The sequence below is a fragment of the Parafrigoribacterium mesophilum genome (genome assembly GCF_039652555.1).
Taxonomy (GTDB): domain Bacteria; phylum Actinomycetota; class Actinomycetes; order Actinomycetales; family Microbacteriaceae; genus Parafrigoribacterium; species Parafrigoribacterium mesophilum.
This window is the reverse complement of the sequence record NZ_JBDJAF010000001.1, coordinates 833307-856464: the sequence shown is the minus strand read 5'-3', so window position 1 is coordinate 856464 and position 23158 is coordinate 833307. Positions and strand designations below refer to the sequence as shown.

The window sequence follows — 23158 nt, the reverse complement described above, 5'->3', positions numbered from 1 at the left end:
CGTGAGCATGCAGGTCGCCCTGAATCTCGCGTTGGAGCATGCGCTCGCCGAGGACGACCGCACGCTCGTCTTCGGGGAGGACGTCGCGAAACTCGGCGGCGTGTTCCGCGTGACCGATGGCCTGCAAGCGAAGTTCGGCATCGAGCGGGTATTTGACTCCCAATTGGCGGAGGCGAGCATCATCGGCATGGCGGTCGGCCTCGCTCTGCACGGATACCGGCCCATCCCGGAAATCCAATTCGACGGATTCGCCTACCCGGCGATAAACCAGATCATCACTCAGATGGCACGCATGAATTATCGCTCGCGCGGCGCCGCACCCATGCCGATCACGGTGCGCCTGCCGAGTTTCGGCGGCATCCGGGCGCCGGAATTCCATGGTGAGAGCCTGGAATCGCTGCTGGCCCATGTCCCCGGGCTGAAGGTCGTGTCTCCCTCGACTCCCAACGAGGCGTACCAGTTGCTCCGACAGAGCATCGCGGATCCGGATCCGGTTATTTTCATGGAGCCGAAGGCGCGCTATTGGAACAAGGCCGCGTTCGAACCCGGCGTGCCGATTTCCGATTATCTGCCCATCGGCACGTCCCGAGTAGTGCGCTCGGGCAAGCACGTCACCCTCATCGGATGGGGGGCCATGGTCGCGAAGTGTTTGCGGGCGGCCGAGCTCGCCGAGGAGGACGGCGTCGAGATCGAAGTTCTCGACCTGCGCTGGTTGAAACCGATCGACGCGGCCGGCCTCGAGGAGTCCGTGAGCCGTACGAAACGGGCCGTAGTCGTGCACGAGGCACCACTCAGCGGTGGCCTCGGCGGCGAGGTGAGCACGATCATCACCGAGCGCTGCTTCGACTCGTTGCGCGCGCCCGTGCAACGAGTCGCCGGGTACGACGTGCCCTACCCGTCCGGAGCGTTGGAAGACCAGTATTTACCAAGCGTCAACCGGATCTTAACGGCCGTTCAACGCGTATTGGAGTATCGACGTGGCTGAAATAACACTGATTCTGCCGGACCTGGGCGAGGGTCTTCTGGACGCCACCGTGTTGGAGTGGTTGGTGTCGGTTGGCGATCAAGTCGAACGCGGCGACGCGCTCGTCGAGGTCGAGACCACGAAGTCCGCGGTCGAGCTGCCCTCACCCCAGTCCGGTACGGTGGCCCGGTTTCATGCCGAGGCAGGCGGGCACGTGAACGTCGGCGAGCCGCTCATCACGCTGGAATTCGATGATGACCAAGCCGGTATTGTCGGCACGGTGCCGGTTCAGAAAGAGTCCGCGCATCGCGTCCGCCTGCGGCCGCCAGAAGACTGACGATGCCGGATACGAGCGGTCCCGATGGCGTCGCGATCCGTTTTCAGTGGTCGGCCGGGCCTCGTCCTGTGGTCCTGGTGCACGGATTCGGCTCCAATGCTCAGGTGACGTGGGTCGACACGGGCTGGGTGCGCGCCCTGACCGAGGCCCAGAGCGGCGTTCTTACGTTGGACCTCCGCGGCCATGGGATGAGTGGCAAACCCGCTGAACCGGCCGCCTACTCACTGGAGCTCATGGCTGCCGACGTCGTCGCCGTCATGGACATGGTTGGCCTGTCGACCGTCGACGTCGTGGGCTATTCGCTGGGAAGCCGGATCGCACTGGACATCGCGCGGTCGGCTCCCGAGCGCGTGGCGCGTCTGGTACTGGGCGGGATCGGCACGGAGGAGTTGTTCCAGAGCTGGAACGTGGATTCCATTCGATCATTCCTCCAGGACGGGACGCCCGTGGATGATCCGCTGGCGATGAGACTTCTCAGCGGTGCGATGTCCTTGCCGGGTGCCGATGCCGCGGCCCTGCTCTCCTGCGTCGAAGGACTGAGCGGTCATGGCCTCAGGACGACCCCGCCGGCGCAGCGCGCTCTCGTGGTGGCCGGTGAGGCCGACACCGCTGCCGGGGGCGCGGCGATCCTGGCCGCCGTGTTGGGCGCCCAATTCGTGTCCATCCCGGGCCGAAACCACGTGAACACGCTGAGTGCCCGATCCTTCAAACAGGCGGCGCTGGCCTTCCTCGACTAAGCACCGGCCTTCTCACAACCGTGCGTGCCTCGACAAGGTTTGTTCTCGCCTCAGCCCACCGACGGTCGCGTCGACCACGCCGTTCGCGACCGGCATCGCGGGGTCGAAGACTTTGCCGGGATTCAGGATGTTTTGCGGGTCGAACACGGCCTTGATCTGCTTCTGAATTTCGAGTTGGTCGTCACCGAGCTCATCCCGCAGCCAGCGTCTCTTCAACACGCCGATACCGTGTTCGCCAGATAGCGTGCCGCCGAGCGTGAGTACGAACGTAAACAGCTCCTCGGCAGCGTGCCACACCTCCTCCGGGACGGTATCGCCGTGGAACACGAAACACGGATGGAGGTTGCCGTCCCCCGCATGGCACGCGGTGGGAATCGTGATCGCGTACTTGCCCTCGAGTTCGGTGATCTTCCGGAAGACGGCCGACATTCGGTCGCGCGGCACTGCGACATCCTCAACCAGCATGGTTCCCATCGCCTCCAACGCCGGGAACCCCTGCCGCCGCACGTCGACCAGGCGCTCGGACTCGATTGGGTCCGTCGTCTCCTCAGCGGTCCCTCCCGCGTCGGTGATGATGCCCAGGACGGCGCTCGACTCCTGGGCCGATGCGTGTCCATCGCATTGCACGAGGAAGTAGGAATTCCCCCTGCTGATCAGGTCGTTGCCGGTGAATCGGCTGACGCAGTCGAGCGTCCTCTGGTCAAGGATTTCCATGATGGCCGGCTGCAGGCCGGCGGCCGTGATACGGGCCGCAGCCGTTGCGGCGAGATCGACCGAGTCGAAGAACGCGCCGATGGTCACCACGGTTCCCGTCACGACCGGGCGTAGCTTGAGCGTGCATTCCACGATCACGCCGAGCGTACCCTCGGAGCCGATCATCAGCGCACACAGATCGTAACCGGTCACACCCTTGACCGACTTGTGGCCGACCGAGATCAAGCGGCCGTCGGCGAGGACGACTTTGAGCGCCAATACGGCTTCCCGTGTCACGCCGTACTTTGCGCACAGTAGGCCGCCGGCATTCATCGCGATATTCCCGCCGACCGTGGAGATGTCCTTACTCGCGGGATCCGGCGGCCACCACAGTCCGTGCTGTCGGAGTTCCCGGTTCAGGTCCCCATTGAGTATTCCCGGTTCCACGACCGCGTATTGGTTTGCTGGCGAGATTTCCAGGATGCGCGTCATACCTTCCGTGGAGAGGATGATTTCTCCGGCCCCGGCAATTCCGCCGCCGGCGAGCCCCGTCCCCGCACCGCGACTGACGATCGGTGTTCCCGTCGCCGACGCGATGCGGCAGGTGATTCGCACGTCGTCAATGGAAGCTGCCCGGACGAGGGCCAGTGGTAGCCCGTCCGCGACATGGCCCGATCGGTCTCGGCGGTAGTGCTCGAGGGTGGCCGGAGCGGTCTCGACCTTTCCGGGCAGGGCCTCGGTCAGCTGCGTTACGACGTCCATTTAGTCCGTCCCGTGTTGCCAGGGAACCGGCCGACGTGACGGCGGTTTGGTCTTGGCGTGGACTCGAGCGTCACGAACTCGACCGCGCCGGCCCCGCTCGTGTGGAACCGGATGACGTCCTCCGCGTTCCTGGCGTCGCTGGTGCTCGGGCTGGGTGTCATTTCGTGGTCACTCCTTCGCGATGCTCGCGGGTGCGTCGGCCTCGGCCACGATGGCTTCGGCGACGGAGCCGACGTCGCTCTTCCCGTCATGGTGATTGTCGGGTCCGGTACCCCGCCCCAGTAGGCGTCTCACTCCCGTCGTTACTGCGCCGGTGACCTGCCGCAACAACGGCTGCAGGCCGTTGGGTAGAAACCGCAGAATGAGAAACACGGCACCGCCGTACAAGAGGGGGTCCAGGGCAGAGCCGACGCCAACCGGTACCGCCGGATCGCTTGCTACGGCGTTGAGCCATTGACTCAATGCGGTCACCACGACCGCTCCGAGCAACGCCCCGTACGGTGAGGCCAGGCCACCGACGACGACGATGATGAGGAGGAGCACCGAGAGCTGAACGCTGAACGCGTCAGGGGAGAGGAAGCCGAGATAGGTGGCATACAGCGCTCCGCCGCCGCCGGCGAGCATCGCCGCGAAGATGAATGACCGAAGTCGGTAGGCGGCCGATGGGATGCCCAGCGCCTGGCTTCCGCTGTCGTCGCGACCCACCGCGCGGAATGCCCGGCCGGTCCGGCTCGTCGAGAGATTCGACGCCACGACCAATACGACTAGAGCGATCGCCCAACAGACCACGTAGAACGAGGTCCCGATAAGAGGCTCGCCGAACCAGGTGAGCGCGGGGACACCCGGAAGACCGGTGCTTCCTCCGGTGAAATCGATGAGGTTGTTGGCGAGGTCCGCTACGATCATCGCCAGCGCCAGAGTAGCTACAGCCAGGTAGTGTCCGCGCAGCTGAGTGAGCGGCCAGCCGATCGCGAACGCCACGAAGCCGGTGATGAGTACGCCGATGATGATCGCGGGCACAACCGGCAGATGCACCTTGACGGTCAGAATGCCCACCCCGTACGCGCCGATCGCCCAAAATGCGCCCTGACCGAACGAAACCTGCGCGGTGTAGCCCATCATCTGTTGAAGGCCGACGCCCGCGATGACGTAGAGCGCGCACAGGGCTCCGACGCCGATCAGTCCCTCCGGCAGAATGAGCGGGCCCACGACGATAATCACGAGAACGGCTAATGGGCCGCGCCACAGTTCGACGCGTCGACGATCGATTTTCATCTTCGAATCGCTCACGCGAGTTCACCTCCGCGTCGCACGAGCGCAGCTCTCACAAGTAGCACGAGGATAAGGACCCCGAGCGCAGCCACCTGCTGGTATTCCGGAAGCCCGAAAACGGCAACGGCACTCGTCACCTGCCCGAGCAGGAGTCCACCGATCATGGCGCCGATGGGCGAATGCATGTTGCCGATGACCGCGGCTGCGAACCCGGGTATCGCGATCGCAATGTGAGCTTCGGGCGTCATCGGTACCAACGCGCCGAATATCGCTCCCGCCAGGCCCGCGACCGCGCCGGAGACGGCGAATGCGATCGTGCCCATCTTGAGGAGTTCCACTCCGACGAGTTGTGCGGCGTGCGGGTTCAGGGATGCCGCCGTGAGCGCCTTCCCGAGATACGACTTCGAGAAAAACAATTGCAGAAGGATGAACAAGACCAGGACAACGCCAAGCAGGAGAAGCTGCTGAGGCAACACAAAGGCACCGCCCACCTTGAACGCCTTGGACATCAGCGGCGGGTACGAAACCGGGAGGTCGCCCCAGAGCAAAATGAAGACGCCTTGGAACGCGATCGCCAGCCCGAGTGTCATGATCAGAGGCGCGTGGTGTCCCAAGGCACGGCCCGTCAGCACCACGAATCCGACGAGAGCGGCCGCGACGGCCGTGACCAGTAAGCTGACCAGGATGGCCGCTCCCCACGGCAGGATTCCGGTCACGCTGGACATGACGTAGGCCCCGAGTGCGACCAGTGCGCCTTGAGTCAGATTTGCAACTCCCGTGACGCGATAGATGATCACGAAGCCGATTCCGACGATGGAATACAGTGCGCCGAGCGCCAGCCCGGTGAAGAGCGATTGCAACAGGCCGCTGATCATGCGGCTGCCTCGACGCCGAGATAGGCGGTCAGGACTTTGCCGTCACGGGCCAACTCCGCGCTCGGACCGTAGAACCGTACGACACCGCCCTCAAGCACGTAAGCGGTCCTCGAGGCGCGCAGGGCCAAGGTGATGTTTTGCTCAATGAGTACGATGCTCATCCCTTTCTCATTCAGCGACTCCAAGTGTTCCAAGAGTCGGTGTACAACTATCGGTGCCAGTCCAAGGGAGAGTTCGTCGACCAGCAACACGCTCGGATCCGCCATCAGCGCCCGCCCGACCGCAACCATCTGCTGCTGGCCGCCGGACAACGTTCCCGCTTCCCGTGCGAGCAGTTCCTTCAACTCCGGAAGCAGGTCCAAGACTCGGATGACGGAAGCCTCGACCGCGGGTTGCTTCGGGAGCAAGGAGCGCACGAAGCCGCCCAGGCCAAGGGCCGTCTTCCCATAGGCGCCGAGCCGCAGATTGTCCGACACGGTGAGCGTGCCGAAAAGCTGGCGACCCTCGGGGACCACTGCGATGCCGTCGCGCACCACGTGGGTCGGACCGCGGCCGTCGATCCTTTCCCCGTCGTGGCGCACCGAGCCGGCGGACAATGGCAACATCCCCGAGATGGCACCGACGAGCGAGCTCTTCCCCGCGCCGTTTCTGCCGAGAATTGCCACAAACTCCCCTGAGGGTACATCGATGCTGACACCATGGAGCGCCTCCAGCGCCCCGTACCGAACCACAACATTCTCGACGTTCAGCATCAGACACCGACTCCGCTATAAGCCTCGATGACCTTGGGGTCTGCGAGAACATCGCTCACCGGGCCTTTGGCGATGACACACCCGCGATCGAGCACCAGCAGAGAGTCCGCAATGCTCGCCACGAACCGTACATCATGTTCGATCAGAAGAACAGACATTCCCTCAGTCTTCAGCGCCGCAATCGACCCGGCAAGTTCGCCCCGTTCGCTGCCCGTCAGGCCGGCGGCGGGCTCGTCGAGGAGCAGAACACTGCTGGCAACCCCCAACGCCTGGGCGACGGCAACCCGGCGCTGCACCCCGAACGGCAAGCCGTCGACAATATCATCGGTGTAATGGTCGGCGACGCCGAACCTCGCGAGCTGTTCCCGGCTCGCCCGCTCGGCGTTCGCCTCGTCACGGAGATGCAGGGGCAACCGCAACGCGGATGCGAACATCCCAGCATTGCCTTTCAGATACCGTCCTGCCATGACGTTCTGCAAGACGGTCATCCCCTCGAACAGGCGCGGCTTCTGGAAGACCAGACCGACTCCCAGGGCGGCGCGTTGATACGGACGGAGGCGGGTCACATCGCGATTTCCGATGAAAACCCGACCTCCGTCCGGACGCAGATGTCCAGCGATCAGATGAAACAGCGTCGACTTTCCGGCACCGTTGGGTCCCAGGATCCCAACCAGGCTGCCCGCCGTGACCTCGAGTGAGACTCCGTCCACTGCGACGACACCGGCGAACGACCGGGTCAGACCTTCAATCCTCAGTACCGAGGTGCGACGCTCCGTGCCTTGATCGCTGGACACAGGCGCTACTTCGCCTTGTTGATGCTGTAATCGGTCGCCGTCAGTTTGCCGTCCTGATCGGTGACAACCCAGACGTCCGCCGCGGTGAGCCCACGATGGTCCGTGGCCGAGTACTTGTAAGTACCATGGCAACCGACCGTCGGGTTGCTTTCGATAGCATCGCGGATCTTGACCGGATCCGTGCCACCGAGCTTGATCCCGTTGGCAATGACCGACCAGGCACCACACGAATCAGCCGTGAACTGCGACATATCCGACTTGTACTTGGCCTTATAGTCTTTCGCCAATTTTTGAACGATGGCCTTGCTCGGGTTGGTGTCCGGAACCTGATCGATCACGTTTGCAATGCTCGAATCCATCACCGCTCCGTTCGCGGCCGCACCGGCCGGACCGAGGAACAGCGGTGTTGCTGCCGATCCGGGGAAGGCGATGGGAACATCCGAGCCGAGCTGCGAGTACTCCTTCGCAATCGTCACGAGTGGCGGGCCGGCTCCCCAGACGACGAAGGCATCGGCATCACTCTTCGTGATGCTGGTCAACTGGGGCAGGAAAGTCGTGGACGACGTTTGGTACGACGCGCTCTCGACGATGTTTGCCGTGCCTAGCTTCTTCAGCGCCTTGAAGCCAGACTGACCGAAGTCAGCCGAGTCATAAAGCAGCCCGACCTTTTCCTTATTGATGCTCTTAAAATAGTCCGTCAGTGCTTCGGCCATTCCAGGGGTGGGCAGGGTAGCCATGAAGGTGTACTTGTGGATCGGCTCGACCTGGGAGTCGGTCGCGCACGTGGTGATCATCGGGATCTTGGCCTGGTCGACGGCGTCCAAGATGGCGCCGCACGACGAACTCAGAATCGGGCCGACAATGGCAACCGGCTTCTTCGCCAGCAAGGTGCGCAGCGCCGTCACCGCCTGGGTTGGATCGGTGTGGTCATCGACGTATTCCACGTTGACCTTGTGTCCGTCAATGCCGCCCGCAGCGTTGGCCTGCTCGGCGAATAGGGCGATCGTGTTCTTGACGAAGCCGCCGAGCACGCTGTATCCGCCGGTGAGTGAGGTCATCACGCCGATGGTGATTTCCGAGTGGTCATTGCCGGACGACGTTCCGGGTGAACTTCCTGGTGATGTTGCCTGCGCGCTACACGCTGCCAACACTAAAGACGCCCCAAGTGCGATCGACAACGCACCGAGCCTGGCTCGTTTTCTCATGAACTGTTCCTCTTTTACTTAGTGATCAACATTGGACTTCTTCGTCGTGCGCTATGCCATGGAGATTAACGAGTTGCGGACCTCCTTCTTCGCTTCGATGAATTCCCAAATCTGGTTCTTCAGTTCATCCTTCGCTGGATAGTTGTAGTCCCGAGACAGCCCCTCCGATGCCGATCACCGAGATACAGCTGCTGGCGCTCACGGCAGCAAAGCGAATCCTGACTCATAGCGCGTCTTCCCAATCGCTGCCAATATGATCTGAAGAAAGCCCAGTGACTCAAGCTCCCTCGCCCGTGAAAGAGGGCCAGCGTCGACCGCCCGGAGTCCTGCCGCCTCGATGAGGGCGGTGAGTGCGATTTTCGCTTCTGGATCGTCTCCGGCGAACAGAACCGTCGTGCGCGTTGTGCCATTGGTGCCGGAGCTGAGCGTGTCACCGAGATTGACGTTGAACGCCTTCAGGACGGTCGCGCCTACAGGGAGGCGCTTGGCGAGTTCGACTGCGGCGGAGGAGTCTGCCGGGACCAGAAGTTCATCGTATGTGGTGAAATCGATGGGGTTGCTGATGTCGATGATGACCTTGCCGCTGAGTCGATCCCGATAGTGGTCGAGTAGGTCCGGGTACGCCGCATATGGAACTGCTAGGACAACGATGTCGCCTGTAAGCTCATCGCCGACCACGCCATACTTCGCATCCGAACGCTCCGGGGACGAGCCAGCCCCCGCCCTGCGCCTGATGATTTGGATACTCGCTCCGGCTCGCGCCGATACTTCGGCAATTGCCGAGCCCATCTTGCCGGAGCCAATGATGCTGATCGATGTCATGTGAACTAGATCCTCCTGAATCGTTTGAGTGCCCGTTCGGCGGTTGCCACCGCGTCGAAATCGAAGAGCACACTTCGGCGGAAATCGCGTCCTGCGCGCAAGTCAGCATCACGCTTCCTGATGTCCTCGAATTCATTCTGTGCGTCGAACTGGGAGCCGCTTCTGCGGGAGCTGTTCTGCAGAATTGCCGTGCGTTGCATGCGAACGGCGGTATAGCGTTTGAAGGCTTCCGCGATGTCGTCGACGGCTTCGGTCTCCCTGAGAAAGAAGGCAAGGGTAATGCTGTCTTCGATTGCCTGGTTCACACCCTGGCCTGCGTGCGGAAGCATGGTGTGTGCTGCGTCGCCGAGCAACGTCACATGCCCTCGCGACCAGTTGGTGAGGGGCTCGTGGTCGTAGAGGCCCCACCAGAAGGTCTTGTCGATGAGTTGGATGAAATGGCGTAGCTCCGGTGCCCACTTTTCACCCTCAAACTCGGCGGCGAGTTCGTTTTTGTCCCCCGGAGCTGACCAGGATTCCTTGAGCGGTCTGTCGCTCGGTACGAAGCCGATGTAGTTGAACAGCTTGCGCTGCTGAAGTGGGTAGCACATGAAGTGCTTTCCCTCGCCCATCCATACCTGACTGATCATGGGCCAGTCTTTGGGGAGGAGCGTCGCGTCGAGTACTCCACGATATGCAACGAATCCGGAGTAGATCGGGTCCGGGGGTTGCATCAACGAATCACGCACCACCGAGTGGATGCCGTCTGCGCCCACCACCGCATCGAACTTGTCCTGTACGCCGTTCTCGAATTCCACCCGGACCCCCTTATCCAGCGGGTGAATCGACGTGAGCCGATGGCCAAGGCGGATCGTGTCGGCCGCGACCTCCGAAGCAAGGACGTTGACCAGGTCGGGCCTGTACATGCCGATATTTTGATACTGCTTCGCTGAGTCTTCCCACGCTGCTTCGGCCACGAGATTGCCCATGGCGTCCTGATAGACGCCGTGTCCGTCCGGGGTCGCGCCTGTGCGCTTGACCGGTTCGAGGATGCCGAGCTTGTCGAGAACGCGCGCGCCGTTCGGGGCGACAGTGACGCCCGCGCCCACGTCGCCCAGCACTCTTGCCTGCTCAAACACCGTGACCTGGACACCGGCGATTCTCGTCAGCGCAATCGCGGCCATGAGCCCGCCCATCCCCCCGCCGATGACCGCTATCCTGGTGGATTTATCTACCATCGCTCCTCCTTCTATCTTGCGCAGCACTTGCACTAACGGTTCGCTGTGATGTCCCTGCGGAGGCTCCCTGAGCCGGACACCCTGGCGTCAATTGCCTGCTCGGCCGGGTGTTCCGCGCCGAGCGGGGTGCCGCGGGGGTCACCCAAGCACAGCGTCGCGGCCGGGTCAACGAGAGCGGCCGCGAGGAAGAAAGTCGTGCCACTCGATCGTGGTGCCGATGAGAGTCGCCCGTGCAACCCGACACTGTTGGGTGGTGATTGTGCGATGGGATGGTGCGGTTAGCGGCTGTCGAGGTCAACGTTGTCCTTGTCACGAGCGCGGGTCTTGGCTTCCATCATGAGGTGGGCCATGTTTAAGGTAAAGTTCAGAAGTACTCCAATGTAGTTCTGTGTTTCTTAAGTAGGCTTTGTAGACACTGAGGTGAAGCATGGCTGATGTGAGCCTGAGGCAACTCGAACTGTTCGCTGCCCTGCCAGATTTCACAACGCTCAGTGCAGCGGCGGCACACCTGTACATCTCTGAATCGGCGCTGTCTCAGGCAGTCACGGGGCTCGAGAAAACTGTCGGAGAACAGCTGTGCGTTCGTCGCAAGGCACGGGGTCTGGCACTGACTCCAGCAGGCCAACATTTTGCACGGCGGGCCCGACGAATCATTGCGGACACCCGTGAGCTCGTCCTGGACGCTCGCGCGGGAGAGGAGTTGCGGGGCCCCGTGAGGTTCGGCTGCTTTGCGAGCTTTGCGTCGAGCGTTGTGCCGGAGCTGCTCGAAGGCTTCTCACAGAGACACGCCGGAGTGGACCTCGAGACCATGGTTGGCACCAACGAAGACTTATTCCCAGCACTTCAGGCAGGTCGCCTTGATGTTGTCTTCGTATACGATATGTTCCTGCCCGAGGGCTACCAGCGCCGCGAAATTTACGCGGCCCAGCTTGAAGCGCACTTGCATCCGGACCATCCGCTTGCCGCTAGCGGCACGGTGGACCTTGCCGATCTCGCCGACGAGCCACTCATCCACTACGATTTGCCGAACATCCTCACATACACAGTCGAGGCATTCGCCGCGCGGGGCCTCAAGCCGAGGATTGACGCTCGGGTCACTCAGGTGATTCTCGTCGAGGCGCTCGTGGGTCGCGGTGCTGGCTACGGGCTGCTCATGTCGCGGCCCAACGTGCTGCCGGTGAGCATCGAGGGTCGGCCGATCGCTGTTCGACCTCTCGACCCACCCGCAACGTCCGCCCATGTCGTGGCGATCTGGCCCGAGGACATGATCCTCACATCGCGCGCCGTCGCCCTGCTTGACTTCGCGGTCGAGAAACTCGGAGGTTACAGCCGCGACGATGTCGTTTCGAATCAAGCCACGTCGGACGGGCCGCGCAGCATCCGCACCGTTCCTGTAGTCCTGCCATCCGATTGAGGAGCGAGCGATGCGCGGCGCGCCCCTCCATCGGATATCACCCGCCATATGCCCGCAGATCGCTGATTGGTCGTGTCGATCAGGCGCCGCGCGAGCGACCCAAACCGGCGAACTGATCCCACAGTGCCACGAGCAGGCTCCTCGTCGACGAGCGCGTCGAGTGAAGCGGCTATCCCGGAGGGTACTCGCCGACGCCCGTTCCGGCGTCAGCTATTCACGCGGATGATCTCGTGCTGATACGGTGCGATGACGCTTTCCGAGACGCGCAGATCCAGCAGCAGGAACGGACGTTCGGCGGCGGGACGGTTAGCCCACTCGGCGAGCGCATCTAAGTCGGCAAGCTCCCGCACGATGACACCTTCGGCACCGACGGAAGTGGCGAGCGCCGCGAAATTCACCTCGGGAATGCGCATTGGCCCGTCAGCGAGGCCTTTCAGTCCGTACAAGGTGACCTCGGCGCTATAGCCAGCGTCGTTCCAGACCACGGCGAGCCCGCGTCCGCCCGCGACCCGCACCGCTGTCTCTAGGTCGGCCAGCGCCATGAGGCCGCCGCCGTCACCGGTGGTCAGCACTATCGTTGCCTCGGGCTTTGCCATAGCTGCCCCCGCGACACTGGGAAAGCCGAGGCCGATCGACTGGAATGCGGTGCCGATCATCATCATGCGATCGGGCGACGCGACCGGCCAGTACATGTTCGCCCAGCCGATGAAGTGGCCGCCATCGGAGACGACCACGCGGTCGGGCGGCAGCAGTTCGCCGATGCGTCCCGCCGCCGAGCGTGGGTCGAGGCGGCCGTCGTCTGCAAGGGGCTTGCCCTGGTCGCGATCGCGGATCGTGGAGAGATCCAGCGACTCGCGCCATCCGCTCGATGTTGCCCCTCGAGCGTCGAGTTCGGCGACGAGGGCGTGGGCCACGGCGGCGACATCGCCGCGGATGTAGCCACCGACATGGGCATGGGTCGCCATTGGCGCGACATCGACCTGGATCACGCGTGTGCCGGGGGAGAAAAGGTCGCCGAAGCGCATCGTGAACTGGTTCAGCGATGCGCCAAACACCACCGCGACATCGGCCTCGTGGATGAGTGCCATGGCGGCCTCAGCGCCGAACCCGCCGGTTACGCCGAGATCGTAGCGGGCATCGGGAAAGATGGCGCGGCCGAGAGCAGTTGACGCGGTGATGGCGCCGGCGGCCTCGGCGAGGGCGCCCAGCGCCTCACCCGCCCCGGATAGCCAAGCGCCCCGCCCGGCTAGCAGGAACGGCCGGTCGGCGCCTGCAAGTGCAGCCGCTGCCTCGCTCACGGCGCTCGTGGCGGAAGCGCCGGTCGCCGTGAGAGGCATGCCTACCTGCGGCTCGGGGACAAACGGTACGGTGCCGGCGTCGAGGGAAGCTAGGTCGTAGGGGATCGCGAGAACCGTGGGCACCCGGTAGGAGAGGGCATGCTCGATGGCGATGACGGTTGTCGCCGCTGCATCCGCTCGTCCGACTGTGTATGTGCGCGCGCCGACCGCCGAGGCGAGGGCGATCTGGTCGACGTCCCAGGGTCGGGGTCCTGATGTCGGCTCGTGGCCGACAACCAGCACCAGGGGCACCCGCGCCTGGACGGCCTCGGCGAGGGCCGTGAGGGTGTTGGTGAAGCCCGCACCGTAGGTGGCGGTCGCCGCGGCGAGGCCCCCGCCGGCCCGGTGGAAAGCGTCGGCCGCGACGACTGCGCCGCCCTCGTGCCTGACTGCGGTGTAGGAGGCGGATGTCTCGCGTTCGAGCGCGTCTAGGAAGTAGGCGTTGCCGTTCCCAATCACGCCGAAGACATGGTTGACGTGGCGAGCGAGGGTGATGGCGACGTGAGCGGAAACAGTGGGCATGCAGAAGCCTTTCAAGACAGTGACGGGACAAATTCCGTATATATGTCTCGCGGCGACCGTGTGGCTCGGCTTGGTGCCCATTTTTCGAGCACCCGGTCAGCGATGGCCGACCTCGACAAGCGCGAGTATAGCCCCGCAAATTACTGGAGAAGGCGTTGCGATCCTTACGCGGCAGTGCGCACCACGGAGGTCTCGGATGGTCCGCGGCGGTTGAGCGTGTTCTGTCGCTCACCGTTGATTCTCATCGAGGCCGAGCCGATCGCTTCTCGGCGGTGCCCGCTTCTCCACATGACCGAGCGACATCCCATGATGTCGCGTTGGGAATACCTTCACATTTCAATGCGTTTGCATAGATAATCGATTCATTCGGATCGTGAAGAAAGCACAACGCAGAGAGTAAAAACGCAGAGAGTAAAAGAGGAACCCAAAATGGCTCGTTTCACAGGAAAAACTGCACTCATCACCGGAGGCGCAAGCGGAATTGGGAAGGCAGCCTCGAAGCTTCTGGCAGCCGGTGGCGCCAATGTGGTGATTGCCGACATTCAGGACGACACCGGCCGGGCCGTCGTACAGGAGATTGTTGACGGCGGTGGCACGGCAACGTACATCCACCTCGACGTCACTAACGAAAACGACTGGAACAACGCGGTCGCCGAGGCCGTCAAGACCTACGGCGGTTTGACGACCCTGGTCAACAACGCTGGAATTGGCGATACTTTGCCGATCGAGGAGACCTCGCTGGCCAGTTGGGACAACGTCATCGCCGTCACACAGACCAGCGCGTTTCTCGGGATGAAGGCGGCCAGCGAAGCGTTGCAAGCATCCGGCAACGGGTCGGTGGTGAACATCAGCTCGATGTACGGCCTGGTCGGCGGGCTCGGCGGCCCGAGCTACGCGGCAGCGAAGGGTGCCGTGCGCATCCTCACCAAGAACACCGCGCTCGGCTGGGCGAAGAAGGGCGTGCGGGCGAACTCCGTTCACCCCGGCTACATCAACACGCCGATCCTCGGAGACACGGACCGTGACTATCTGACGAGCACTACCCCGATGGGCCGACTCGGAGAACCAGAAGAAGTCGCGAACGTCATTGCGTTCCTGGCCAGCGATGAGTCCTCGTTCATGACCGGATCAGAGGTCGTCGTCGACGGAGGTTACACCGCGGGCTAAATCGCCTACAGGTCGAGGGACTCATTTGGCTCGAGCGGGAAGTACTCGCCGCCGTTCACCTCGGTGACTTCTTTCAGCCGCTGATTCGACAGTCCCTTGCCCGCCACGGAAAGCACCATCTCGTGGGTGGGGAAGCTGCGATGCGGTTTCAGCGCAAGCAGGTAGTCCATCGCCTCGCCGATCTTCATCCAGGGTGCGCCGGCTGGCACTGCCACCGTGTCGACGGCGACACCCTCCGGGATGGTGAACGAGTCGCCCGCATAGTACAACTGACCGTTCACCAGCACGCCGACATTGTCGACAACCGGGATCGAGGAATGGATCACCGCGTGCTTTTCGCCGAAGAACCGGAGCGTGAACGGGCCGACATCGATCACATCGCCGTCCTTCACCACCGTCACGTCGAATCCGGATGCCTCCGCTGCGACGCCGGGAGGGCCGAAAATCACCGCTGCACTGTTGTCTTCCAAGATGCGATGAAGTTGCTCGGGAGTCCAGTGGTCGGCGTGCTGATGGGTGATCACCACGGCAACCACGTTCTTCAACCCGACTAACGCGGTGGTCATCGATCCAGGGTCGATGACCAGCGTGTTGCCAGCGCTCTCGACCTGAAGACAGGCGTGTTCGTGCTTTGTGATCTTCATGGTGCGAGCCTACGACGGGAGGCTTGTCTCAACATACCCCCTGGGGGTACATTGGGGGGATGGATCACATGGCTCATGAGCACACCGACGCCCGCGCTACCGAGGAAGCGCCCCCAGACGACCCCGCCGCGCACGAGCACGCCGAGCACGAGCACGCCGAGCACGAGCACGCCGAGCACGATCACGGGCACGAGCACGCCGGGCACGACCATTCCGCCCACGACCCCGCCGCGTTCAAGCGTAAGTTCTGGCTGAGTCTTCTGCTCACCATCCCCACCCTGGTCTTCTCGCACGGTCTGCAAGACATCCTGGGTCTCGGCGGACCGCGGTTCCCGGGCAGTGAATACCTTCCGGCGGTGTTCGGGCTTGCGATCTTCTTCTACGGCGGCACGGTGTTCCTGAAGGGCGGCATCCAGGAACTGCGGGCCAAGCAGCCGGGGATGATGACCCTGATCTCGCTCGCCATCGTCGTCGCGTTCGGCTACAGCGCCGCCGTCACCCTGGGTCTCAAGGGTATGGACTTCTGGTGGGAGCTGGCCAGCCTCATCACCATCATGCTGCTCGGCCACTGGATCGAAATGTCCGCCATCATGGGCGCGCAGGATGCACTGGGCGAGCTCGCCAAGCTGCTGCCGGATGAGGCCGAGCTACTGCACGGCGACCACACCATGACCGTGGCGGTGTCCGCACTCTCGGTCGGCGACCTCGTGCTCGTGAAGCCGGGAGCCAGCGTACCCGTGGACGGCGAAGTCGTCGACGGCGAATCCGAGGTGAATGAGGCGTTGCTCACCGGGGAGTCCTCCCTAGTGGCCAAGTCTGGCGGGGCCACCGTCATCGGCGGCAGCATCAACGGCAGCGGTGCGCTGACCGTGCGAGTGACGAAGATCGGCGACGAGACCGCGCTCGCCGGAATCATGCGCCTGGTTGCGGAAGCGCAGGCCAGCAAGTCCGGGGCGCAGATCCTCGCCGATCGGGCGGCCGCGTGGCTGTTCTACGTGGCACTGGCCGCGGCAGCACTCACGCTGGCCGCGTGGTGGCTGATCCGACCGGATGATCCCGGCTTCGTGCTCGAACGCGTCGTGACGGTGCTTATCATCGCCTGCCCGCACGCACTCGGTCTCGCCATCCCGCTCGTGGCCCAGATCTCGACCGCTCTCGCGGCGCGCCACGGCCTGCTCATCCGCAGCCGGGTCGCGCTGGAGGAGGCCCGCCGGGTCGATGTCGTTCTGTTCGACAAGACCGGCACGCTCACCCGCGGACGCCTCGGCGTGTCGGATGTCGTCGCAGCCGAGGGTCGTGACGCCGACGAAGTGCTCGCGCTCGCGGCAGCGGTGGAGGCCAGTTCGGAACATCCGCTGGCTCAAGCGATCGTCGGCGAGGCGGCATCCAGAGGCATCGCGGTGGCGCGTGCGACCCAGTTCACCTCCCTCACCGGCCGCGGCGTGGAGGCGGAGGTGGACGGTCGCAGGTACACCGTCGCCAGCCAGCGGGTCGTGACCGAGCGCGCTCTCAGACTCGATGTCGAGCTGGTGCACGCGGTGCGCCGGGAGGCTGCCGAGGGCAAAACCACCGTGTTCCTGCTCGAGGCGGACACCGTGCTGGGCGTCATCGCGCTGGCGGATGTCATCCGTGACGAATCCAAAGAAGCGGTCGACAACCTGAAGCGGCGCGGCATTCGGGTGGCGATGCTCACCGGCGACAGCCACGAGGTGGGCAGCTGGGTCGCCTCACAGCTCGGGCTGGACGAGGTGTTCGCCGAAGTGCTCCCCGGTGACAAGGGCGCTGTCGTGGCCGGGCTGCAGCAGAAGGGCGCGCGGGTGGCCATGGTGGGCGACGGCGTGAACGACGCGCCGGCACTGGCCGGGGCCGACCTCGGCATCGCCATCGGTGCGGGCACGGATGTGGCGATCGAGTCGGCGGGCATCGTCCTTGCGTCGGACGACCCGCGCGGCGTCGCCGACGCCATCACGCTATCGGGCGCCACCTACCGCAAGATGCAGCAGAACCTGTTCTGGGCGACCGGTTACAACGCGGTCGCGATCCCGCTGGCGGCGGGCGTCGCATCCGGGGCCGGCATCCTGCTCTCACCCGCCGTCGGCGCGGTGCTGATGTCGCTGTCGACGATCGTGGTGGCGCTCAACGCGCAGCTGCTGCGGAGGGTCAAGCTCGGCATTCGTTGAGCATCCGCCCGCATCCCAGCCCATCCCATTTCACGGAGTTACTGTCCTCAACCCCCGGATTCCCCGATGGCCAGGCCCGAACGTGTCGGTTTTTCCTTGAAACGGGATGGGCGGGATGGGACGGGATAGCGCGCGGGGGAAAGAGGGCGCCGTAATACCGGGATAATCGAGTCATGACGACGACGGAGACGCTGCACATTGTCGTCGCCGTCAATCCCGAGGCGTGTTTCGGCAAGAGCCGCACCGTGGGGCCGATGGTCATCGCGGAACTGCGCGCAGCCGGCCACGACGTCGTCGCGCTGACCGAGCCGGACTACCTACACCTCGTCGCGGCTGTCGAAGCGGCGATCATCCCGAAGCCGGATGCCCTGGTCGTGGTCGGCGGAGACGGCATGGTGGGCCTTGCCGCCAATGCGCTGGCCGGCACCGGGATTCCGCTGGGCATCGTCCCGTCCGGCTCCGGCAACGACATGGCCAGGGGCCTCGGCATCCCGCTCCGCGATCCCGCGGCAGCAGTCGCCGCGTTGCTCGAGGCGATCCGCCGTCCACCGCGGGTGGTCGATGCCGCCACCGTGGTGCGGGAAGGTAAGGAGCGCATGTGGTTCGCCGGGGTGCTGTCGGCGGGTTTCGACGCCATCGTCAACGAACGCGCCAACCGGATGCGCTGGCCGCGCGGCCGTAGCCGCTACAACCTCGCACTGTTGCTCGAGCTCGCCGTGCTGAAGCCGATCCGCTACCGGCTTGTGCTCGACGGCGTCGACACCGTGACGGACGCGCTGCTGGTGGCCGTCGCGAACAACACCTCGTTCGGCGGCGGCATGCTGATCACGCCGGAAGCGCGGCTGGACGACGGCCTGCTCGACGTGTTCGTGGTGCAGCCGATGTCCCGCATCGCGTTCCTGCGAATCTTCCCCCGCGTGTTCGCGGGCACCCACGTCACCGACCCCAGAGTGTCGATCCACCGGGCCAGTCGCATCCTCATCGAGGCGGCTGGTGTCGTGGCCTACGCCGACGGCGAGCGAGTGTCGGCATTGCCGGTCGAGGTCGAGGTCGTTCCCGGTGCGCTGCGCGTGTTGGCGCCAGCACCGAAGCCGCGCCGTTTGGTGAGCCCCGCCGCGGTGTGGCATACTCGATGAGTTGTCCACTCACGGCCCCATCGTATAGTGGCCTAGTACGCCGCCCTCTCACGGCGGTAACACCGGTTCGAATCCGGTTGGGGTCACGCTAGCCCGGTTACCAACGTTCGTTGGCAACCGGGCTTTTCGCATGGAGCCGTCTGGCGGCAGCCAGGCTGGTCGTGGTTGCGGTACACCATCGAGGGTGGAATGCGACACGACCGGCAAAACCGGCCAGAAAGCCGGCGTGTCGCCCGTATTCCCTCGGTTGCGTACGCGACTAACGCACCACGGCCAGCGCGAAGCCGTCCCAGCCCTTCGCCCCGACGGTCTGCAACGCCGTCGCATCCAGGCGCGGTTCGGAGCCGACCGCCTCGAGGAACTCCCGGGTGCCCTCAACATCCGGGTCGGTGACATCCGGATCGGCGACATCGCCGCCGCGGATGACGTTGTCGCAGACGATCACGCTGCCGGAGCGAGTCAGCTTCAGCGCCCACCGAAGATAGCGGGCGTTATTGCGCTTGTCGGCGTCGATGAAGACGAAGTCGAACGGCTCCTCGCCCTCATCGACCAGCCGCGCCAGGCTCTCCAACGCCGGACCGATGCGGATGGTCACCCGATCGCCGACCCCGGCGGCGTCCAGGTTGGCGCGGGCCACACGGGCGTGCTTCGCGTTGACTTCCAAGGAGGTGACCAGGCCACCGTCGCCCAGGCCCCGGCTAATCCACAGTGTGCTGTAACCGCCGAGCGTGCCGATCTCCAGCACCCGACGGGCGCCGCCGATCCGTACCAGCAGCTGCAACAGCTTGCCCTGAGTGGGTGTGACGTCGATTGCCGGCAAACCGGCTGCGGCGTTCGCCTCAAGTGCGGACTGCCCGGAAGGGTCATCCGGGATCAGCACACCGTTCAGATAGGCATCGACTACTGTCCACGATTCGCTCATGCTCTCATCCTGTAACATTGCGCAAGCGAAGGGGAGTATCCCATCACATCGCATCCGTCAGGACGGGCAGCAGCATCGGTGCCCCGGATGCGACGGCGACGGCCAGCAGAGCCGCCGCGGGAGAGACTTTCGGGTTCCACGCGCGCCCGCCGATTCCGCCTGAAAGGCTCCCATGCACCTCGCTCTCCCGTTCTGGTTCGAAATCGGCTCGATGGTCGTCCTGCTGCTGATTCTGACCGCGGACCTGTTGCTCGTCATCCGCCGCCCGCACGTGCCCAGCCTCAGGGAGTGTGCCGTCTGGGTGGGCTTTTACGTCGGGCTGGCGTTGGTCTTCGCCGTGCTGATGCTCGTGATCGGGGATGCGGAACACGCCAGCCAGTTCGTCGCCGGCTGGCTCACCGAATACAGCCTCAGCATCGACAACCTGTTCGTTTTCGTCATCATCATGGCCCGGTTCTCGGTGCCGGCGAAGCTGCAACAGGAAGTGCTGATGATCGGTATCGTCATCGCTCTGGTGCTGCGCGGCGTCTTCATCCTCCTCGGGGCGCAACTGATCCAGAACTTCAGCTGGATCTTCTACCTGTTCGGCGCGTTCCTGCTGGTCACCGCGTACCGGCAGGTGTTCGCCGGCGAGCCGGAGGAGGGGGCGAGCGAGGACAACTTCTTCATCCGCAGTATCCGCCGTCGAGTCAGGCTGAGCAACACGTTCGAGGGCAGCAAGCTGCGCACTGTCGTCGATGGTCGCCGGGTGTTCACCCCGATGCTCATCGTGTTCCTGGCGATCGGTTCCACCGACCTGCTGTTCGCCCTGGACTCCATTCCGGCGATCTTCGGAATCACCGAGAGTCCCTTCATCGTGTTCACCGCCAACATTTTCGCGTTGATGGGGCTGCGCCAGCTCTACTTCCTCCTGGGCGGTCTGCTGCAACGACTGCACTACCTCAAACACGGAGTGGCCATCATCCTCGCGTTCATCGGCGTGAAACTCGTGCTGCATGCGATGCACGTCAACGAACTCCCGTTCATCAACAACGGCCAGCCGATCGACTGGGCACCCGAAATCGGAACGTTGACCTCCCTGTTCGTCATCCTGGGCACCATGGCCCTCGCCACCGTCGCGAGCCTGATCCGCGCACGTTTCGAGGCGCGGCGAGGTGACACGGCCGCCGAATTCTGAGAGCCGTCCCCACCGCCGCAACGTAGAATGGCGACACGCGCGGCTGAGAACTACGGGCCCGCTTTCGAAGGCTTCACCGGCAGGGAAGGGTATAGCCATGGGTAAGACGCTGGCGGAAAAGGTTTGGGACGACCATGTCGTCGTCAAGGGCACCGATGGATCGCCCGACCTCCTTTTCATCGACCTGCATCTGCTCCATGAGGTGACCAGCCCGCAGGCGTTCGAGGGCCTGCGGCTCGCCGGACGCCAGGTGCGCCGCCCCGACCTCACCATCGCCACCGAAGACCACAACACCCCCACGATCAACATCGACAAGCGGATCGCGGATGACACCAGCCGCATCCAAATTGAAACGCTGCGGGAGAACGCCAAGGAATTCGGCATCCGGCTGCACTCCCTCGGCGACAAGAACCAGGGCATCGTGCACATCATCGGCCCGCAACTGGGACTGACCCAGCCGGGCATCACCGTGGTGTGCGGGGACAGCCACACCTCCACGCACGGCGCGTTCGGCGCGATCGCGTTCGGCATCGGCACGAGCGAGGTCGAGCACGTGCTCGCCACCCAGACGCTGCCGCTCAAGCCGTTCAAGACCATGGGCATCACCGTCGACGGCCAGCTGCGTCCCGGCGTCACGGCCAAGGACATCATCCTCGCGATCATCGCCAAGATCGGCACCGGCGGCGGCCAGGGCTACATCATCGAATACCGTGGCAGCGCCATCGAAGCCCTCTCCATGGAGGGCCGGATGACGATCTGCAACATGTCGATCGAGGCGGGCGCCCGCGCCGGCATGGTGGCGCCGGATGAGACGACCTACGCCTACCTCAAGGGCCGCGAACACGCGCCGAAGGGTGAGGACTGGGACGCCGCACTCGCCTATTGGAACAGCCTGAAGACCGACGACGACGCGGTGTTCGACGCCGAGGTGTACCTCGACGCCGGCGAGCTCGAGCCGTTCGTCACCTGGGGCACCAACCCGGGCCAGGGCGTGCTGCTCAGCGACCGCGTTCCCGACCCCGCCAGCATCGCCGACCCCAACCTGCGCGCCTCCGCAGAGCGCGCCCTCACCTACATGGACCTGAAGCCGGGCACGCCGATGAAGGAGATCAAGGTCGACGTGGTCTTCATGGGTTCCTGCACGAACAGCCGCATCGAGGATCTGCGCGCGTTCGCCTCCGTGGTCAAGGGCCACCACAAGGCGGAGGACGTGCGGGTCATGGTCGTCCCGGGCTCCGCCAAGGTTCGACTGCAGGCCGAGGCCGAGGGCCTGGACCGGGTGTTCCTCGACTTCGGCGCCGAATGGCGGTTCGCCGGATGCTCGATGTGCCTGGGCATGAACCCCGACCAGCTTGCAGCCGGAGAGCGGTGCGCCTCCACCTCCAACCGCAACTTCGAAGGCCGGCAGGGCAAGGGTGGCCGCAGCCACCTGGTGTCGCCCCTGGTGGCCGGAGCCACCGCGGTGCGCGGCACGCTCTCGAGCCCGTGGGACATCGAGGGCTGGGACCCGTCCAGCGCGCTCACGCCACCGGAAGTCCTCGACCTGCATCCCCGCGACGGGCGGTTCGCCTCCGGCACTGCCGCGCAGGGGGGCACGTTCTGATGGACAAGGTTTCCACCGTCTCCGGAATCGCGGTGCCGTTCCGGCGCAACAACGTCGACACCGACCAGATCATCCCGGCTGAATTCCTCAAGCGGATCACCAAGACCGGCTTCGACGACGCCCTGTTCTTCGCCTGGCGCAAGGATCCGGAATTCATCCTGAACCAGCCCGCCTACCAGAACCCCACCGTGCTGATCGCCGGAGCCGACTTCGGTACCGGGTCCAGCCGCGAGCACGCGGTGTGGGCGCTTCGCGACTTCGGATTCCAGGCAGTGCTCAGCCCGAGGTTCGGCGACATCTTCCGCGGCAACTCCGGCAAGCAGGGGCTGCTCGCCGGGCAGATCACCCCGGAGGACACCGAAACCCTGTGGGCGCTCATCGAGGCGAACCCCGGCATCAGCGCCTCGGTCGACCTCGTCGCCAAAACGGCGACCGTCGGCGAGGTCACCGTCCCCTTCCAAATCGACGACTACACCAGATGGCGTCTACTGGAAGGGCTGGATGACATAGGTTTGACCCTGAAGAGCGAGGCCGAGATCACGAGTTTCGAGTCCCGCAGAGAACATTGGCGACCGCGGACACAACCCGCGCAACAGGCAGCGGTGACTGAGTGAATTCATTGACAA

Annotated in this window: 23 protein-coding genes and 1 tRNA gene; 11 read left to right on the top strand and 13 right to left on the bottom strand. The window is 64.2% G+C overall.

The window, feature by feature from the left end; genetic code table 11:
* Positions 1–7: 7 nt before the first annotated feature.
* The 3 genes from ABFX56_RS04070 to ABFX56_RS04060 are packed head-to-tail and all read left to right on the top strand — an operon-like array spanning position 8 to position 2038.
* Complete coding sequence (locus ABFX56_RS04070; RefSeq protein ID WP_346233143.1) at positions 8–985, top strand: alpha-ketoacid dehydrogenase subunit beta; 978 nt, start codon at positions 8–10, stop codon at positions 983–985.
* Positions 978–1301 carry a biotin/lipoyl-containing protein gene (locus tag ABFX56_RS04065; protein WP_346231990.1) on the top strand — a complete coding sequence of 108 codons (324 nt, stop codon included), beginning with the start codon at positions 978–980 and terminating at the stop codon, positions 1299–1301. Before ABFX56_RS04070 ends, ABFX56_RS04065 begins: the two co-directional genes overlap by 8 nt.
* A 2-nt stretch (positions 1302–1303) precedes the next feature.
* The gene (locus ABFX56_RS04060) at positions 1304–2038 is read left to right on the top strand and encodes an alpha/beta fold hydrolase (protein ID WP_346231989.1); all 735 of its coding nucleotides are present in this window, start codon (positions 1304–1306) and stop codon (positions 2036–2038) included.
* A gap of 12 nt (positions 2039–2050) precedes the next feature.
* On the opposite strand, the gene ABFX56_RS04055 is transcribed toward ABFX56_RS04060, so the two are convergent.
* From ABFX56_RS04055 to ABFX56_RS04015, 9 genes are all read right to left on the bottom strand, one after another.
* Positions 2051–3493, bottom strand: coding sequence for an FAD-binding oxidoreductase (locus ABFX56_RS04055; RefSeq protein ID WP_346231988.1), 1443 nt, complete (start codon positions 3491–3493; stop codon positions 2051–2053).
* A complete protein-coding gene (locus tag ABFX56_RS04050; RefSeq protein WP_346231987.1) occupies positions 3481–3654 on the bottom strand; it encodes a hypothetical protein in 174 nt (57 codons plus the stop codon). The genes ABFX56_RS04055 and ABFX56_RS04050 overlap by 13 nt, the downstream gene beginning before the upstream one ends.
* A gap of 7 nt (positions 3655–3661) precedes the next feature.
* Positions 3662–4783, bottom strand: a complete 1122-nt coding sequence (locus ABFX56_RS04045) for a branched-chain amino acid ABC transporter permease (protein ID WP_346231986.1) — start codon at positions 4781–4783, stop codon at positions 3662–3664.
* Positions 4780–5640, bottom strand: a complete 861-nt coding sequence (locus tag ABFX56_RS04040) for a branched-chain amino acid ABC transporter permease (protein WP_346231985.1) — start codon at positions 5638–5640, stop codon at positions 4780–4782. Before ABFX56_RS04040 ends, ABFX56_RS04045 begins: the two co-directional genes overlap by 4 nt.
* On the bottom strand, positions 5637–6392 hold the full coding sequence (locus ABFX56_RS04035) for an ABC transporter ATP-binding protein (RefSeq protein ID WP_346231984.1): 756 nt from the start codon (positions 6390–6392) through the stop codon (positions 5637–5639). The genes ABFX56_RS04040 and ABFX56_RS04035 overlap by 4 nt, the downstream gene beginning before the upstream one ends.
* Positions 6392–7186, bottom strand: coding sequence for an ABC transporter ATP-binding protein (locus tag ABFX56_RS04030; RefSeq protein ID WP_346231983.1), 795 nt, complete (start codon positions 7184–7186; stop codon positions 6392–6394). Before ABFX56_RS04030 ends, ABFX56_RS04035 begins: the two co-directional genes overlap by 1 nt.
* A 5-nt stretch (positions 7187–7191) precedes the next feature.
* Entirely contained in the window at positions 7192–8391 is a 1200-nt protein-coding gene (locus ABFX56_RS04025) for an ABC transporter substrate-binding protein (protein WP_346231982.1), read from the bottom strand.
* Between the two features lie 198 nt (positions 8392–8589).
* Positions 8590–9213 carry an NADPH-dependent F420 reductase gene (locus ABFX56_RS04020; protein ID WP_346231981.1) on the bottom strand — a complete coding sequence of 208 codons (624 nt, stop codon included), beginning with the start codon at positions 9211–9213 and terminating at the stop codon, positions 8590–8592.
* A 5-nt stretch (positions 9214–9218) separates the two neighbouring features.
* Positions 9219–10430: an FAD-dependent monooxygenase gene (locus ABFX56_RS04015; protein WP_346231980.1), complete on the bottom strand. Its 1212-nt coding sequence runs from the start codon at positions 10428–10430 to the stop codon at positions 9219–9221.
* Positions 10431–10857: 427 nt separating this feature from the next.
* Between ABFX56_RS04015 and ABFX56_RS04010 the strand changes: the two genes are divergently transcribed.
* Positions 10858–11844 (top strand): LysR substrate-binding domain-containing protein, encoded by a 987-nt coding sequence (locus ABFX56_RS04010; RefSeq protein ID WP_346231979.1) that lies wholly within the window; start codon positions 10858–10860, stop codon positions 11842–11844.
* A gap of 206 nt (positions 11845–12050) precedes the next feature.
* Here the strand turns inward: ABFX56_RS04010 and ABFX56_RS04005 are convergent, their stop codons facing one another.
* On the bottom strand, positions 12051–13703 hold the full coding sequence (locus tag ABFX56_RS04005) for a thiamine pyrophosphate-binding protein (protein WP_346231978.1): 1653 nt from the start codon (positions 13701–13703) through the stop codon (positions 12051–12053).
* A gap of 429 nt (positions 13704–14132) precedes the next feature.
* Here ABFX56_RS04005 and ABFX56_RS04000 point away from each other — a divergent pair, with 429 nt between their 5' ends.
* Entirely contained in the window at positions 14133–14870 is a 738-nt protein-coding gene (locus tag ABFX56_RS04000) for an SDR family NAD(P)-dependent oxidoreductase (RefSeq protein ID WP_346231977.1), read from the top strand.
* 5 nt (positions 14871–14875) lie between these two features.
* Here ABFX56_RS04000 and ABFX56_RS03995 read toward each other — a convergent pair whose 3' ends face one another.
* Positions 14876–15514, bottom strand: a complete 639-nt coding sequence (locus ABFX56_RS03995) for an MBL fold metallo-hydrolase (RefSeq protein ID WP_346231976.1) — start codon at positions 15512–15514, stop codon at positions 14876–14878.
* Between the two features lie 59 nt (positions 15515–15573).
* Here ABFX56_RS03995 and ABFX56_RS03990 point away from each other — a divergent pair, with 59 nt between their 5' ends.
* From ABFX56_RS03990 to ABFX56_RS03980, 3 genes are all read left to right on the top strand, one after another.
* Positions 15574–17694, top strand: coding sequence for a heavy metal translocating P-type ATPase (locus ABFX56_RS03990; RefSeq protein ID WP_346231975.1), 2121 nt, complete (start codon positions 15574–15576; stop codon positions 17692–17694).
* Positions 17695–17867: 173 nt separating this feature from the next.
* The gene (locus ABFX56_RS03985) at positions 17868–18830 is read left to right on the top strand and encodes a diacylglycerol kinase family protein (protein ID WP_346231974.1); all 963 of its coding nucleotides are present in this window, start codon (positions 17868–17870) and stop codon (positions 18828–18830) included.
* A gap of 13 nt (positions 18831–18843) precedes the next feature.
* Positions 18844–18916: transfer RNA gene (locus tag ABFX56_RS03980), tRNA-Glu, on the top strand.
* A gap of 173 nt (positions 18917–19089) precedes the next feature.
* Here the strand turns inward: ABFX56_RS03980 and ABFX56_RS03975 are convergent.
* On the bottom strand, positions 19090–19752 hold the full coding sequence (locus ABFX56_RS03975; protein WP_346231973.1) for an O-methyltransferase: 663 nt from the start codon (positions 19750–19752) through the stop codon (positions 19090–19092).
* Positions 19753–19795: 43 nt separating this feature from the next.
* Positions 19796–19930, bottom strand: coding sequence for a hypothetical protein (locus ABFX56_RS03970; RefSeq protein ID WP_346231972.1), 135 nt, complete (start codon positions 19928–19930; stop codon positions 19796–19798).
* Between ABFX56_RS03970 and ABFX56_RS03965 the strand changes: the two genes are divergently transcribed.
* The 3 genes from ABFX56_RS03965 to leuD all read left to right on the top strand — a co-directional run bounded on the left by ABFX56_RS03965 (position 19925) and on the right by leuD (position 23146).
* Positions 19925–20929 carry a TerC family protein gene (locus tag ABFX56_RS03965; protein WP_346231971.1) on the top strand — a complete coding sequence of 335 codons (1005 nt, stop codon included), beginning with the start codon at positions 19925–19927 and terminating at the stop codon, positions 20927–20929. The two genes, ABFX56_RS03970 and ABFX56_RS03965, sit on opposite strands and share 6 nt — an antisense overlap.
* Positions 20930–21026: 97 nt before the next feature.
* Positions 21027–22532: a 3-isopropylmalate dehydratase large subunit gene (leuC, locus tag ABFX56_RS03960; protein WP_346231970.1), complete on the top strand. Its 1506-nt coding sequence runs from the start codon at positions 21027–21029 to the stop codon at positions 22530–22532.
* Positions 22532–23146 carry a 3-isopropylmalate dehydratase small subunit gene (leuD, locus tag ABFX56_RS03955; protein WP_346231969.1) on the top strand — a complete coding sequence of 205 codons (615 nt, stop codon included), beginning with the start codon at positions 22532–22534 and terminating at the stop codon, positions 23144–23146. Before leuC ends, leuD begins: the two co-directional genes overlap by 1 nt.
* Positions 23147–23158 lie beyond the last annotated feature (12 nt).